Genomic DNA, 15,966 nt, shown 5'->3' on the forward strand with positions numbered 1-15,966 from the left:
GCAAGTGCAGAGCATGCGGTGGCTTTCGCTTGAGCGGGCTAGCCTCGGTGGATTTGTAACTGTCAACTAGTCGCTCGATTCTGAACGCGGGCAAAGATACTTGGAGGAAGGTCGATGAGGATCGAGTTGCGCGACGGTCGCCCTCAAATTCCCGATTCGTGTTGGATAGGCCCAAATGCTGTGGTCATTGGCAACGTGCGACTTGGGCAACAGGTGGGTATCTGGTACAACGCCGTGGTACGTGCGGACACAGCACCGGTCACTATCGGCGACCAAACCAATATCCAGGACGGGTGCGTGCTTCACGTCGACCCTGATGAGCCTATCGTGATCGGACAAAGAGTTTCCGTGGGGCACAACGCAATAGTCCACAGCTGCACGATCGGCGACGATGTGCTCGTCGGGATGGGGTCCACCATATTGAATGGCGCCGTCGTCGGGTCTAACACTTTGATCGCCGCCAACGCATTGGTTCTCAGTAACGCCAGAATTCCGTCTGGGTCGTTGGTCGCAGGCGTACCCGCGAAGGTACGCCGCAATCTAACCGAGGCAGAACTTCTGAGCATCAAACGCAATGCAGCCAGGTATCTTCAGGCCATCGACGAGCACGCTACAGGCCGACAATACTGACGGACGGGCGAGCGGCGCGCCGTTCACTATTGTCGGCTCATCTGAGCGATTAGACGAAGCGATGACCGAACTCGCTAATCCCTGATGTGGCTGTTCGACCACCTCCGCGAGGATGCGCGGGGTAGCGGCTACCGGGCTTTGCGGCCCGTCAGCAACTACAGTCGGCAGTGGAAAGTCGTTGCGCCTGGAGCACCGGCTCGCAGGCGTTGACGTCAACCCATACCTCGCGCTTGCCGCGATCGTGTCGGCGGCCCTACAGTAAACTGAAGACGGTTCGGAGCTCCAGGAACCGATCTCAGAGAATGCCTACGACCCCGGGCTGCCCCCGAGTTCCAATAACGCTTGGGTCGGCACTCGAACTGTTCCGCGAAAACACTACGGCGCAAGAAACATTCGGCGATGATGTGGTGGCGCAATACGCACGAATGGCCGAGCATGAACTCGACTAATTTGATCAAAGCATCACCAACTAGGAGAAGGCTCGCGGGTTCGAAAGGCTCTGAGTCAACACCAGTAGCCTGGACCCACCGATACACCGACGACTGTGCTGTGTCTCCCCCTAACCACACAGTCTAAGAGGGTGTATCGGCTCCCTGGTGGCGGGCAGCGCAGACGCAGGCGTCGGCCTGCCCGCCACACCAGAGTAGTAAATATGTTGTGCTCCAACATCCATCGATCTCTCCGCAAGTAGCCGCCTAATGCGTTCACTTGACCTTCTATTAGGCTTCAGCGAGACTAGAGACACAGCGACGCGCACAATTGAATACGCCGACGAAGCGCAGCGGGAGAACCTCCTTTAGGAGGCGCCGTAGGAGCAATGTCCTCCCCGGGAATCTCTCAGGCCCAGTACCGCAGCGCCGAGGCAACTCTGGAGAACAGTGTCCAGGTTTTCTTGGATACTTACCGAAGGTGAATGCGCTTACGCGCCAAGCTCTCAGGTTTCAGGACAGAGCGGGGAGGTGCCCTATTCAGCGCCCGGGTCGTCCGGGTGCAGTGAAAAGGAGTTCACCTCGTGTATGACAAAGTTGCGCAGCCTCTTACCAACGCTTTCGAGCGCCGACATATCGGACCAGACGCCGCCGAGCAGCAGCAGATGGTCAGCGCCTTGGGCTATAGCAGCCTGGACGCCCTGATCAACGACGCTGTGCCTCACCAGATACGGGCCGTTGACCCGCTGGTGCTGCCGTCTGCTCGTGAGGAGGCTGAAGTACTATCTGCACTCCGAGATCTGGCCGCCGCCAATGTCACTCGCGTCCAAATGATCGGACTCGGGTACTTCGACACGATCACACCTGCGGTCGTGCGCCGGAACATGCTCGAGTCACCGGCCTGGTACACCGCCTACACCCCCTACCAACAGGAAATCTCCCAAGGCCGGCTGGAAGCGCTGCTGATCTTTCAAACTGTGATCGAAGAGCTGACGGCGCTGCCGATCGCCAGCGCCTCACTGCTCGACGAAGCGACCGCGGTTGTGGAAGCGGTGCTCCTGATGCACCGCGCGGCCCCCAAAGCTGGCGGCCGCGATCGGGTTCTCATCGACGCCGATGTCCTTCCGCAAACCCTCAATGTAGTCCGAGGGCGCGCCGCTGCCATCGGCATCGAGGTAGTGGTGACAGATCTGGCCACCCATGTCGGCGCTGAGCTCGCCAAGGGTGGGGTATTCGGCGTCGTCCTGCAGTGCCCCGGCGCCAGCGGCGCCGTACGCGACTATGCAGCCGTCATCGGCCACGCCCGCGAGCACAACGCACTGGCCACAGTCGCAGCCGATCCGCTGTCGTTGACGATAATCACACCGCCGGGCGAGATGGGCGCCGACATCGCCGTCGGTTCAGCGCAGCGCTTCGGCGTCCCCCTCTTCTTCGGCGGTCCGCACGCCGGTTATATGGCGGTCCGTTCGGGACTCGAACGGATGCTGCCAGGGCGGCTGGTCGGTGTCTCGGTGGACGCCTCGGGTCGACCGGCGTACCGGCTCGCCCTGGAGACCCGCGAACAACACATCCGCCGCGAGACCACCAGTAATATCTCCACGGCACAGGCCTTGCTGGCCAACGTTGCGGCGATGTACGCGGTCTATCACGGCCCCGATGGTCTGCGGGCCATCGCAACGCGGGTGCACGATCACGCTCGGCACCTCGCAGAGAACTTGCACGCGGCGGGCGTCGCAGTGGTCGAGGAACAATTCTTCGACACCATCGTCGTCCGTACGCCGGGTGAGGCACGCGCGCTCGTCGGTGAGGCTGACCACGTAGGAATCAACCTCCGGCTGATTGATAGCAACCACATCGGCATCGCCTGCGACGAAACCACTTCCGATGATGTCATCGCGCGGTTACTGCGTATCTTCAAGGCCAATTCTGTAGCCGCCCGACGCGTAAGAATTCCCTCAACGATGATTCGTACATCACCGTTCCTCCAACAACCAGTCTTCCACGCTCACCGGTCAGAGACGGCGATGCTGCGCTTTCTGCGCAAACTCTCCGACAAAGATTTGGCACTCGACCGCACCATGATTCCGCTCGGGTCCTGCACCATGAAGCTCAATTCCGCAGTCGAGATGGAGCCGATCAGCTGGCCCGGGTTCGCGTCGATCCATCCCCACGCCCCCTCAACCCAGACCGCAGGCTACCGGAAGCTTGTAACCGACCTAGAGCAGTGGTTGTGCGAGATCACCGGCTACGACCGGGTTTCCCTACAGCCCAACGCCGGGTCACAAGGAGAGCTTGCCGGGCTGCTTGCCATCAAGGCCTACCACGAGTCACGCGGCGACGATCGGCGCACCGTCTGCCTCATCCCTCAGTCCGCCCACGGAACCAACGCCACCTCGGCTGTGCTGGCCGGCATGCAGGTGCAAGTGGTGGCCACGGCCAGCGACGGCGGAATCGATATCGAAGACCTCCGCGCCAAGCTCGTCCGACACGTCGGCACCGTCGCTGCCATCATGCTGACCTACCCCTCTACACACGGGGTATTTGAAGAGCAGGTCACCAGGGTATGCGAGCTGGTGCACCACGCCGGCGGCCAGGTCTACATCGACGGCGCCAACATGAACGCGCTTGTCGGGCTCGCGCGGCCAGGAAAATTCGGTGGCGACGTTTCAAACCTGAACCTGCACAAGACCTTCTGCATCCCCCACGGCGGGGGCGGACCTGGCGTCGGCCCCGTCGCGGTGCGCGCTCACCTAGCATCCTATCTCCCTGGCGACCCCCTCTGCCCGGACTCCTCCGCGCAACCGGCCATTGCCGGAGCCGCCTATGGATCGGCGGGCATCTTGCCAATCACGTGGGCGTATCTGGCCCTGATGGGGCCGGACGGTCTCACCAGCGCCACGCGCACTGCTGTGCTGTCGGCGAACTACATCTCCAAATCGCTGTCAGACCATTATCCCGTGCTTTACACCGGACCGGCCGGGTTGGTCGCGCACGAGTGCATCGTCGACCTGCGTGAGCTCACCCGTCAGACCGGGGTCACCGCCGAGGACGTCGCCAAGCGTCTGATCGATTACGGCTTCCACGCACCCACCCTGTCACTTCCGGTCAACGGAACTCTCATGATCGAACCCACCGAATCGGAGAACCTGTCCGAGCTCGAACGTTTTATCGACGCGATGATCGCCATACGCCGAGAAATCGACCATGTCGCCACGGGAACCTGGCCGATTGAACGCAGCCCACTGCGCAATGCGCCCCACACTGCTGAACAGATCGCATCCGACGAATGGGAACTTCCCTACACCCGACGGCAGGCTGCCTATCCCCTACCGCGCGTGGATTTTCACAAGTACTGGCCACCCGTTCAGCGCATCAACGGAGGACACGGTGATCGCAACCTTATGTGCTCGTGCCCACTTGCCCGAAGCCTTAGCGACCACCTCTGAGGAGATCAGCGGATGACAACCCAGACCGCCAAAGCGTCGCCGCTAGTTGCCGAGCATCAGGCGCTGAAGGCTTCTTTCACGGACTTCGCCGGTTGGCAGATGCCCGTCAAGTACACCAGTGAACTTGCCGAGCATCGCGCTGTCCGAGACGCGGCGGGCATCTTCGATATCTCGCACATGGGCGAGATTTTCGTCGAAGGGCCAGGAGCGGCTGCGGCCCTGGATTATGCGCTGGTCGGCGAGCTGTCCAAGGTGGCCGTCGGCAAGGCGAAGTACTCACTGATGTGCGATCACGCCGGTGGCGTCCTCGACGATCTTGTCACCTACCGCCTCGCCGACGAACAATTCCTGGTTGTCGCAAATGCCGCCAACACATCGGTGGTGCTGTCCGAGTTGACCACTCGCACAAGCCAGTTCGAAGTGTCGGTGACTGACCGTTCCTCCGACTACGCGTTGATCGCCGTGCAGGGACCGGCCTCGGAGTCCATCATCAATTCCGCTGTTCCTAAATCGTTCACCAACACCGTGCACGCTCTGAAGTACTACGCGATCACCCCTGCGGTGATCGCGGGTTATCAGGTTCTTCTCGCCCGCACCGGCTACACCGGCGAAGACGGTTTCGAGGTGTACGTCACCCGAGCACACGCTGTCCCCCTGTGGCGTTCCTTGCTGGAGGCAACCACTGCCCGCGGTGGGATCTCCGCCGGTCTGGCATGCCGAGACACCCTGCGCCTGGAGGCCGGCATGCCGCTCTACGGTCAGGAGCTCACCGCCGACACCAACCCGTACGAAGCCGGGCTAGGAAAAGTGGTGCGCCTGACCAAAGAGTTCGTGGGGCGCAACGCCCTCGAGCCGATCGCCGCAGCGCCCACCAACCGCACTTTGGTTGGCCTCAAAGGAGTCGGCAAACGCGCAGCCCGCACCGGATACAGCGTGCACCGCGATGACATTGATGGCGCCGTCGGCACCATCACCTCCGGCGCACTGTCCCCTACACTCGGCTACCCCATCGCGATGGCTTACGTGGCCTCAGGTGTCGCCCAGCCCGGCGCCCTACTTGTCGTCGATATCCGCGGCAAGAAGGAACCGTTCGAGATCACCGCACTGCCGTTCTACCGGCGTAGCTGACCGGTTCCACCTACTTAAAGGAGATTTCATGCCGTTAAATAACATTCCCGCTGACCGGAGCTACACCGACGAGCACGAGTGGATCATGATCAGCCCCGGCCAAACAAGTGTTCCCACCTCCCCGGTCCGCGTCGGAATCACCTCGGTCGCAGCAGCGGCACTGGGTGAACTGGTCTTCCTCGACCTCCCCGAGGTGGGCAGCGAGATAGAGGCCGGCCGCACATGCGGCGAAGTCGAATCCACCAAGACTGTTTCTGACCTCTACCCACCCGTCAGCGGAGAGGTCACCTCCCTCAATCAAGCAGCGATCGACGATCCCAGCCTGGTCACCCAGGACCCCTACGGCAGCGGGTGGTTGTTCGAGGTGCAGCCCACACAGTTGGGGACACTGCTGACCGCCCAAGAGTACGCAGAGAAGAACGGAGCCTGAAGATGTCGGTGCTGTCGGTGCTCGACCAACGTCTGGCCGACTACGATCCGGCCGTTGCCGAGGCCATCGGCCTCGAACTTGACCGCCAACGGACCGGTCTGGAGATGATCGCCTCCGAAAACCATGCCCCGGTGGCGGTGATGGAGGCCCAGGGTTCGGTGCTGACCAACAAATATGCCGAGGGTTACCCGGGGCGGCGCTACTACGGCGGATGCGAGCACATCGACACCGTCGAACGATTGGCACTCGAGCGCATCAAAACGCTCTTCGGTGCTGAATTCGCGAACGTACAGCCACATTCCGGCGCCCAGGCCAATGCCGCAGTGATGCACGCTCTGATCACTCCCGGGGACACCATCCTGGGACTCTCGCTTGATTGTGGAGGCCACCTCACCCACGGTATGCGCCTCAACTTCTCTGGTCGCCTTTACCAGGTGGCTGCCTACGGGGTGTCCAAAGAAGACCACCTGATCGACATGGAGGAGGTCGCCGCCGCCGCCCGTGAGCACCAACCGAAACTGATCATCGCAGGATGGTCTGCCTACGCACGTCAGCAGGATTTCGCCCGGTTCCGTGAAATAGCGGACGAAGTATGCGCCTATCTGATGGTGGATATGGCCCACTTCGCTGGACTTGTGGCCGCCGGACTGCATCCCTCCCCCTTGCCGCATGCCCATGTAGTGACCTCGACCACCCACAAAACGCTCGGCGGCCCCCGCGGCGGAATCATCCTGACCAACGACGCCGCCCTCGCCAAGAAGATCAACTCAGCGGTGTTCCCCGGTCAACAAGGCGGACCCCTGGAGCACGTCATCGCCGCCAAAGCCGTCGCATTCAAAATGGCGGGCGAACCCGCCTTCGTCGAGCGTCAGCAACGCTGCCTCGAGGGTGCCCAAATTATCGCTGACCGACTGTCTCAGCCCGACGTAGCCGCAGCCGGCATCTCGGTAGTCACCGGCGGCACTGATGTCCACCTGGTCCTCGTCGACCTCCGCAATGCCGCCATCGACGGCCAACAGGGCGAAGACCGGCTCGCTGCGGTCGGCATCACCGTCAACCGCAACGCCGTCCCCTTCGACCCGCGCCCGCCGATGGTCACCTCCGGACTTCGCATCGGAACACCCGCCCTGGCCGCCCGTGGCTTCGGCCCCGACGACTTCAGCGCCGTCGCCGACATCATTGCCGGCGCACTGACCGCCTCCACGGAAGCAGAGACTGCTGAGCTGGCGGCCCAGGTCACCGCGCTCACCGAAAAGTACCCCCTCTACCCGGGCCTCCTATGACCGTCAGCGTGTTCGAACTGTTTTCTGTAGGCATCGGGCCCTCCAGTTCGCATACGGTGGGGCCGATGCGCGCCGCTGCAGATTTCGTACAAACGCTCCGCGATTGCAATCTGCTACCGACGGTAACCGGAATGCGGGTAGACCTCTTCGGCTCCCTGGCCGCGACCGGAGCCGGGCACGGCACCATGTCAGCAGTGCTGCTCGGTCTCGAAGGGCATCGACCCGAAACCATCACCACCGAGCAGCAGGAAAACACCCTGCAGCGGATTCACCGCACCGGCACCACATGTGTCGGTGGCACCAGCCCGGTCCCACTCACCGAAGACGGCATAACTCTGCACCCAGACGAAGTGCTACCCAGGCATACCAACGGGATGACCTTCACCGCTACCGCTGGAGATACCGCCCTCACCACGGAGACCTACTTCTCGATCGGTGGCGGTTTCATCGTCACCGAAAACGAAAGCACCAGCCCGACCGATGCTTTCGATCCCCCGATGGCCTACGCATCGGCTCGCGCACTACTCGAGCTGTGTGAAGCCCACAACATGCGGATCAGCGAAGTGGCGCTGACCAACGAGCGATTCAAACGCACCGACGACCAGATCCGTACTCAGCTTCTCCACATTCGCGACGTCATGGTGGACTGCACCGCACGCGGAATCGAGCGAGACGGAACACTTCCCGGAGTCCTGGGGGTGCGTCGGCGCGCCAAACGATGGCACGAACGCCTGCACGCCGAAGACCCCACACACGCCCCCGAGTTCGCCGAAGACTGGGTCAACTTGGTCGCCCTGGCCGTCAACGAAGAAAACGCCTCCGGGGGACGCATGGTCACCGCCCCCACCAACGGGGCAGCCGGCATCGTGCCCGCCGTGCTCCATTACGCCACCCACTACACCAAAGCCGGGAAAGCCGACCCGGACGACACCGCGATCACCTTCCTGCTCACCGCGGGAGCCATCGGATCGCTGTTCAAAGAACGCGCCTCAATCTCCGGCGCCGAAGTGGGCTGTCAGGGTGAAGTCGGATCTGCGGCGGCCATGGCCGCCGCCGGCCTCGCCGAGATCCTCGGCGGCACAGCCGCCCAGGTCGAGAACGCCGCAGAAATCGCCATGGAACACAGCCTCGGACTCACCTGCGACCCCATCGCTGGGCTGGTTCAAATCCCCTGCATCGAACGCAACGCCATCTCAGCAGGCAAAGCCATCAATGCCGCGCGAATGGCGCTACGCGGCGACGGCACGCACCGGGTGAGTCTGGACGAGGTGATCGAGACCATGCGCTCCACCGGATACGACATGAGCAGCAAGTACAAAGAAACCTCCACCGGCGGGCTCGCGATCAACGTCGCGGTCAACGTGGTGGAATGCTGACGATCGGATACCACATGACCAACAACTTCGCTGCCGCGCCCCGGACCGGCTCCTCCCGAGTCAAGCGTGGTATGGCTGAGATGCTCAAGGGCGGCGTCATCATGGACGTGGTCACCCCTGAGCAGGCGCGTATCGCCGAAGGCGCGGGTGCGGTGGCGGTGATGGCGCTCGAGCGCGTGCCCGCCGACATCCGGGCCCAGGGCGGGGTGTCGCGGATGAGTGATCCCGACATGATCGAGGGCATCATCGACGCGGTCACCATCCCGGTGATGGCCAAGGCGCGCATCGGCCATTTCGTCGAGGCGCAGATCCTGCAGAGCCTGGGCGTGGACTACGTCGACGAGTCCGAGGTGCTGACCCCCGCGGACTACTCCAATCACATCGACAAGTGGAAGTTCACCGTGCCGTTCGTGTGCGGTGCGACGAACCTGGGCGAGGCGCTGCGGCGCCTCACCGAGGGTGCGGCGATGATCCGCTCCAAGGGTGAGGCCGGCACCGGGGACGTCTCCAACGCCACCACCCACATGCGCAAGATCGGCGGCGAGATCCGCCGGCTCACCTCGTTGTCCGAGGACGAGCTCTACGTCGCGGCCAAGGAACTGCAGGCCCCGTACGACCTCGTGGTCGAGGTGGCCCGCGCCGGGAAACTGCCCGTCACGCTGTTCACAGCCGGCGGTATCGCCACCCCGGCTGATGCGGCGATGATGATGCAGCTCGGCGCCGAGGGCGTGTTCGTGGGTTCGGGCATCTTCAAGTCGGGCAACCCGGCTGAGCGCGCCGCCGCGATCGTCAAGGCCACCACCTTCTACGACGATCCCGACGTGCTGGCCAAGGTCTCCCGCGGCCTGGGTGAGGCGATGGTCGGCATCAACGTCGACGACATCCCGGTCCCGCACCGCCTCGCAGAACGCGGCTGGTAACGCACCGGCTACACAAGACACCTGCGATGAACACACCGTCCCCCGACGGGCGGCGTCTGCTGCGGCTGGAAGTTCGCAACGCGCACACGCCCGTCGAACGCAAACCGCCCTGGATGAAAACCAAGGTCAGAACCGGACCCGGGTACCGGGCACTCACGGCGCTCGTGGAACACGAGAAGCTGCACACCGTCTGCCAGGAAGCGGCCTGCCCCAACATCTTTGAATGCTGGGAAGACCGGGAAGCTACCTTCCTCATCGGCGGAGACCAGTGCACCCGCAGGTGCGACTTTTGCCAGATCGACACCGGCAGGCCATCAGCGCTCGATCGCGACGAGCCGCGGCGAGTGGCGCGATCTATCGCCACGATGAGACTGCGGTACGCCACCGTCACGGGTGTGGCACGTGACGATCTCGACGACGGTGGTGCGTGGCTCTACGCCGAAACCGTGCGTCAGATCCACCAACAATGCCCCGACACGGGCGTCGAGCTGCTCATCCCGGATTTCGGCGGCAGAACTGAGCAGCTCGATCAGGTCAACGACAGCGGCCCGGAAGTTCTGGCGCACAACATCGAGACCGTTCCGCGACTGTTCCGCCGCATCCGCCCGGCCTTCGACTACCGCACCTCGCTAAACGTTGTCACCCGCGCCCGCACCCAAGGTCTGATCACCAAGTCCAACCTCATTCTTGGTATAGGTGAAGACCCCGGAGAAGTCGAGGCAACTCTGCGCGACCTCCACTCGGCCGGGTGTCAACTCATCACCATCACCCAATACCTGCGCCCCAGCCCGCGCCACCATCCCGTCGCTCGGTGGATTACTCCCGCGGAGTTCGACGACTACGACAAGCTGGCTCGCTGCATCGGCTTCCTCGGGGTGCTCTCGGGACCCCTTGTCCGCTCGTCATACCGCGCCGGCCGCCTGTACCGCGCAGCCCTACTCGACCGTTTTGCCGCCGCTCAACACGGCGACCACCGACACAGCACATTAAGGACAGACCTTTGACCAGTACCGACATCGCCATCCTCGGAGGAGGCCCGGCCGGATACGCCACAGCACTGCGCGCCAACCAGCTCGGGCTCACCGTGACACTCGTGGAACAAGACCTGGTTGGAGGAACCTGCCTCCACCGCGGCTGCGTCCCGACCAAAGCGCTCCTGCATGCCGCCGAAATCGCCGACGGCGCCCGCCAGGCACACCAATTCGGCGTGACAGCAGCCTTCTCGGGCATCGACGTCAACCAACTGCACACGTTCAAAAACACCATTGTCCGACGGCTACACCAAGGACTCGACGGGCTCCTCACCGGCCGCGGCATCACCGTCATCAGCGGCCGCGGCGAGTTGGCCGGGCCCCACACCATTCAAGTCGGCGACAATGCAGTACACGCCGAGTCAATCGTCTTGGCCACCGGCTCCTTACCGCGCATATTGCCCGGAGTTGAACTCGGTGAGAAAGTCATCACGAGCGATCAAGCGCTCCACCTGTCCTTCATCCCTAAATCGGTCATCGTCCTCGGCGGCGGTGTCATCGGAGTCGAATTCGCCAGCCTCTGGGCATCTTTCGGCGCCAAGGTCACCGTTATCGAAACCCTCCCGCGCCTGCTGGCGGGCGAGGACCCGTTCGTCTCCCCCCACCTCGAAAGGGCCTTCCGACGCCGCCGGGTGACCACCAAGACCGGTACCGAAGTCGCCAGCGTCGAAACACACGCCGACGGAGTCAAAGTCACGACGGGAAACGGTGACTCGTTTGAAGCCGACCTGCTCCTGGTTGCCGCAGGCCGTGTTCCCAACACGACACCGAACCGGCTGGAACGCCACGGTGTGGCCGTCGAGGACGGCTTTGTCGTCACGGACGAACGCCTCCGCACAACCGTGCCGTCCATCTTCGCCGCCGGCGACATCGTGCGCGGTCCCCAGCTCGCCCATCGGGGTTTCCAACACGGGTTCTTCCTGGCCGAGGAGATCGCCGGGAGAAGCCCGGAGCTGCCCGACGCCCTCGGGATCCCTCGGATCACTTACTCGCAACCCGAAGTCGCTTCGGTGGGCCTCACTGAAGCGGCCGCTCGGGAGCTGCACGGCGACACCATCTCCGTCGCGACCCACGACCTCGCCGGCAATGCCCGCAGCCAGATCCTCAAGACTGCAGGGGCAGTCAAAGTCATCACCGCACCCAACGGCTCCGTCCTGGGCGTTCACATGGTCGGTGACCGAGTGGGCGAACTCATCGGCGAAGGCCAGATCCTCTACAACTTCAGCATCGCGGCCAACGCTGCCGCACAGTTCATTCATGCACACCCCACCCAGGGTGAAGCCCTGGGCGAAGCACTTCTCGCTGTCTCCGGCGCCCCCTTCCACGCTCACGCCTGACCGCCCCGCAGAGCATGGGCCGCGTGCCCACCGGGCAGAATTGACGGAAACAGACACGTGTTCTCAAAGGTATTGGTCGCCAATCGCGGTGAAATCGCGATCCGGGCGACCCGCGCGGCGTACGAAATCAAGGTGGGCACCGTTGCGGTGTATCCGTATGAGGACCGTAACTCGGTCCACCGCCTGAAGGCCGACGAGTCGTATCAGATCGGCGAGGTTGGCCATCCCGTCCGGGCGTATCTGTCGGTCGATGAGATCGTCTCGACCGCGGTGGCCGCCGGCGCGGATGCGGTGTACCCGGTGTACGGCTTCCTATCGGAGAACCCGGAGCTCGCCGCGGCGTGCGCGGCGGCGGACATCATCTTCGTCGGTCCGTCGGCCGAGGTGCTGGAACTGACGGGTAACAAGTCGCGGGCGATCGCGGCCGCTCGTGAGGCGGGGCTGCCGGTACTGGCGTCCTCGGCGCCCTCGGCCGATGTCGAAGATTTGTTGGCCGCCGCCGAGAACATGGAATTCCCGGTGTTCGTCAAGGCCGTCGCCGGGGGCGGCGGGCGCGGGATGCGTCGGGTGGCAGAATCGGGCGCGCTGCGGGAGGCCATCGAGGCGGCCTCCCGTGAGGCGGAGTCGGCGTTCGGGGATGCGACGGTGTTCCTGGAGCAGGCGGTGATCAATCCCCGTCACATCGAGGTGCAGATCCTGGCCGACACCCACGGCAATGTCATTCATCTGTATGAGCGCGATTGCAGTGTGCAGCGCCGCCATCAGAAGGTGATCGAGTTGGCGCCGGCGCCGAACCTGCACCCGGCGCTGCGGGACAGGATCTGCAGTGACGCGGTGGCGTTCGCGCGTCAGATCGGGTATTCGTGTGCGGGCACGGTGGAGTTCCTGCTCGATGAGCGCGGAAATCACGTGTTCATCGAGATGAACCCGCGGATCCAGGTGGAACACACCGTCACCGAGGAGATCACCGACGTCGATCTGGTGTCGAGCCAGTTGCGGATCGCGGCCGGAGAGTCACTCGCGGATCTCGGATTGAGCCAGGAGGCGATCGTTCCGCACGGGGCGGCGCTGCAGTGCCGCATCACCACCGAGGACCCGGCCAATGGGTTCCGCCCGGACACTGGCCGGATCACCGCCTACCGCTCACCCGGTGGTGCGGGTATCCGCCTCGACGGCGGCACGCTGGTGGGTGCGGAGGTCTCGGCGCATTTCGATTCGATGTTGGTGAAACTGACATGCCGCGGCCGGGACTTCGGCACCGCGGTGCGCCGGGCCCGGCGTGCAGTGGCGGAGTTCCGGATTCGTGGGGTGTCGACGAACATCCCGTTCCTGCAGGCGGTGCTCGACGATCCAGACTTTGTGGCCGGGCGGGTGACCACCAGCTTCATCGATGAGCACCCGGAGCTGCTGACCGCACGCTCGAGCGCCGACCGCGGCACCAAGATCCTGAGTTACCTGGCCGATGTCACGGTCAACAAGCCGCACGGGGAACGCCTGTCGACGGTGTACCCGCAGGACAAGCTGCCCGCTGTGAACCTGTCGGTGGCCCCGCCTGCAGGGTCGAAGCAGAAGCTGGTCGAGCTGGGCCCGCAGGGTTTCGCCCAGTGGCTCAAAGACAGCCCCGCCGTGGGTGTCACGGATACCACCTTCCGGGATGCGCACCAGTCGTTGTTGGCGACGCGGTTGCGCTCGACGGGTCTGTTGATGGTGGCGCCGTATGTGGCGCGCACGATGCCGCAGTTGTTGTCGGTGGAGTGCTGGGGCGGGGCGACCTACGATGTGGCGCTGCGCTTCCTGAAAGAGGATCCGTGGGAGCGGCTGGCCGCGCTGCGCGAGGCGCTGCCCAACATATGCCTGCAGATGCTGCTGCGCGGGCGCAACACCGTGGGCTACACCCCGTACCCGGAGATCGTCACCAGCGCGTTCGTCGATGAGGCGACCTCGACGGGGATCGACATCTTCAGGATCTTCGACGCGCTCAACAACATCGAGTCGATGCGCCCGGCCATCGATGCGGTGCGCGCCACCAACACCGCGGTGGCCGAGGTGGCGATGTCCTACACCGGGGATCTGTCCAACCCGGCCGAGGACCTCTACACCCTGGACTACTACTTGCGACTGGCCGAGCAGGTCGTCGAGGCCGGCGCGCATGTGCTGGCCATCAAGGACATGGCCGGACTGTTGCGCCCGCCCGCGGCCGCCACCCTGGTCTCCGCGCTCAAGAGCAGATTCGAGCTGCCGGTGCACGTACACACCCATGACACCCCGGGTGGACAGCTGGCCACCTACCTAGCGGCCTGGCAGGCCGGCGCCGATGCCGTCGACGGGGCGGCAGCCCCGCTGGCCGGCACCACCAGCCAGCCCGCACTGTCGTCGATCGTGGCGGCCGCGGCGCACACCGCGTGTGACACCGGATTGTCGCTGGACGCGGTGTGTGAGTTGGAGCCGTACTGGGAAGCGCTACGCAAGGTGTACGCGCCCTTCGAATCTGGCCTGCCCGCCCCGACGGGGCGGGTGTACACCCACGAGATCCCGGGCGGGCAGTTGTCGAACCTGCGTCAGCAGGCCATCGCGCTCGGATTCGATGACCGTTTCGAGGAGATCGAAGCCAACTACGCTGCCGCTGACCGGAGTCTCGGGCGGCTGATCAAGGTCACCCCGAGCTCGAAAGTGGTCGGGGACCTGGCGTTGGCGTTGGTGGCGGCGGGCATCTCGGCCGAGGAGTTCGCCGCCGACCCGTCGCGCTATGACATCCCGAATTCGGTAGTCGGGTTCTTGCGCGGCGAGCTGGGGGATCCGGTCGGTGGCTGGCCGGAACCGTTGCGCACCAAGGCACTTGACGGCCGCGGTCCGGCAAAACCCGAGACCCCGCTGTCGCATGAGGATGAGGCAGTACTGGCCCAGCCCGGCGCCAAGCGCCAGGCCACGCTGAACCGGCTGCTGTTCCCCGGGCCCACCAACGAATTCGAGGCGCACCGGGAGCTCTACGGCGACACCAGCCAGTTGAGCGCGAATCAGTTCTTCTACGGCTTGCGCCACGGTTATGAGCACCGGGTGCAGCTCGAAAAGGGAGTACAGCTGCTGATCGGGCTCGAAGCCATCTCCGATGCCGACGAGCGCGGCATGCGGACGGTCATGTGCATCATGAACGGCCAGCTACGTCCGGTGGTGGTGCGTGACCGCAACATCGCCTCCGAGGTGCCGACGGCTGAGAAGGCCGATCGCGGCGACCCCGACCAGGTGGCCGCCCCGTTCGCCGGGGTGGTGACCGTCACCGTCGCGCTCGGGGATGCCATCGAGGCCGGGCAGACGATCGCCACCATCGAGGCCATGAAGATGGAGGCCGGGATCACCGCACCCAAGGCAGGCACCGTCGAACACGTCGCCGTCTCGACCACCGCCCAAGTCGAAGGCGGTGACCTCCTGGTAATCCTCAGCTGACCCGCGTTACACCTGCGGCGGCCAGGCGGTCCGTTGTACCCAAACTTCGACGACGGGATGCGCACGGTGGGCGCTTCCTTAACAGGTATACGCCGCTAGCCAATCCAGGACCTCGGCGGCGGGTATGGCGTGGGACCGCCGCTGGGCGGGTCAACTTTGCACGGCGGTGCCATTCGGCGACGTCGAGGTCACCACCCTCTGACTCCAGCGTCCCAAGACTGCTGCCCGCCGGCTGGTAAAGCGGCTCCGCTGCCAGAGGCTCTGAATTCGTTTCTTCCCACATCGATTAACGGCGCAGTTCTGGTGCTGCTGTGTCCGGGCTGGCGCTGCAGCACCAGCACGGCGCGCCCTATTCACCGCCCCAGTCCGCGAACGGCACTACGGCGTTGAGAATGTTATCTGGACTCCCCGAGACATCCGTGTGGCGGTGACAGTCTGATTCGGGACCAGTGTGACGGTCTGATTCGGGACCCACCCGGGCTTCGGCGTGGCGTCGTGACGGCTTGATCTGGACCC

General features: G+C 64.1%; 11 protein-coding genes and 1 riboswitch. All 11 genes read left to right on the forward strand.

Features of this window, described 5'->3' with window-relative positions; all coding sequences use genetic code 11:
* Window positions 1–114: 114 nt before the first annotated feature.
* The 11 genes from MCHLDSM_RS35925 to MCHLDSM_RS08030 all read left to right on the forward strand — a co-directional run bounded on the left by MCHLDSM_RS35925 (window position 115) and on the right by MCHLDSM_RS08030 (window position 15,450).
* The gene (locus MCHLDSM_RS35925) at window positions 115–630 is read left to right on the forward strand and encodes a gamma carbonic anhydrase family protein (RefSeq protein ID WP_082168794.1); all 516 of its coding nucleotides are present in this window, start codon (window positions 115–117) and stop codon (window positions 628–630) included.
* 112 nt (window positions 631–742) lie between these two features.
* Window positions 743–892, forward strand: coding sequence for a hypothetical protein (locus MCHLDSM_RS40340; protein WP_109788770.1), 150 nt, complete (start codon window positions 743–745; stop codon window positions 890–892).
* 510 nt (window positions 893–1,402) lie between these two features.
* Window positions 1,403–1,492: riboswitch (glycine riboswitch) on the forward strand.
* Window positions 1,493–1,723: 231 nt separating this feature from the next.
* Window positions 1,724–4,504 carry an aminomethyl-transferring glycine dehydrogenase gene (gene gcvP, locus MCHLDSM_RS07990; RefSeq protein ID WP_218002889.1) on the forward strand — a complete coding sequence of 927 codons (2,781 nt, stop codon included), beginning with the start codon at window positions 1,724–1,726 and terminating at the stop codon, window positions 4,502–4,504.
* A 12-nt stretch (window positions 4,505–4,516) separates the two neighbouring features.
* Complete coding sequence (gene gcvT, locus MCHLDSM_RS07995) at window positions 4,517–5,632, forward strand: glycine cleavage system aminomethyltransferase GcvT (protein ID WP_048469598.1); 1,116 nt, start codon at window positions 4,517–4,519, stop codon at window positions 5,630–5,632.
* 28 nt (window positions 5,633–5,660) lie between these two features.
* A complete protein-coding gene (gene gcvH, locus MCHLDSM_RS08000) occupies window positions 5,661–6,062 on the forward strand; it encodes a glycine cleavage system protein GcvH (protein ID WP_048469599.1) in 402 nt (133 codons plus the stop codon).
* Window positions 6,063–6,073: 11 nt separating this feature from the next.
* Window positions 6,074–7,345 carry a serine hydroxymethyltransferase gene (gene glyA, locus MCHLDSM_RS08005; protein WP_048469617.1) on the forward strand — a complete coding sequence of 424 codons (1,272 nt, stop codon included), beginning with the start codon at window positions 6,074–6,076 and terminating at the stop codon, window positions 7,343–7,345.
* Window positions 7,342–8,721 carry an L-serine ammonia-lyase gene (locus MCHLDSM_RS08010; protein WP_048469600.1) on the forward strand — a complete coding sequence of 460 codons (1,380 nt, stop codon included), beginning with the start codon at window positions 7,342–7,344 and terminating at the stop codon, window positions 8,719–8,721. Before glyA ends, MCHLDSM_RS08010 begins: the two co-directional genes overlap by 4 nt.
* 14 nt (window positions 8,722–8,735) lie before the next feature.
* Window positions 8,736–9,641 (forward strand): pyridoxal 5'-phosphate synthase lyase subunit PdxS, encoded by a 906-nt coding sequence (gene pdxS / locus MCHLDSM_RS08015; RefSeq protein WP_109788771.1) that lies wholly within the window; start codon window positions 8,736–8,738, stop codon window positions 9,639–9,641.
* A 26-nt stretch (window positions 9,642–9,667) separates the two neighbouring features.
* A complete protein-coding gene (gene lipA / locus MCHLDSM_RS08020) occupies window positions 9,668–10,645 on the forward strand; it encodes a lipoyl synthase (protein ID WP_048469602.1) in 978 nt (325 codons plus the stop codon).
* Complete coding sequence (gene lpdA / locus MCHLDSM_RS08025; RefSeq protein ID WP_048469603.1) at window positions 10,642–12,009, forward strand: dihydrolipoyl dehydrogenase; 1,368 nt, start codon at window positions 10,642–10,644, stop codon at window positions 12,007–12,009. Before lipA ends, lpdA begins: the two co-directional genes overlap by 4 nt.
* Before the next feature lie 57 nt (window positions 12,010–12,066).
* The gene (locus tag MCHLDSM_RS08030) at window positions 12,067–15,450 is read left to right on the forward strand and encodes a pyruvate carboxylase (RefSeq protein WP_048469604.1); all 3,384 of its coding nucleotides are present in this window, start codon (window positions 12,067–12,069) and stop codon (window positions 15,448–15,450) included.
* The last annotated feature ends 516 nt before the right edge of the window (window positions 15,451–15,966 follow it).

Source organism: Mycolicibacterium chlorophenolicum (assembly GCF_001044235.1).
Lineage (GTDB): Bacteria > Actinomycetota > Actinomycetes > Mycobacteriales > Mycobacteriaceae > Mycobacterium > Mycobacterium chlorophenolicum.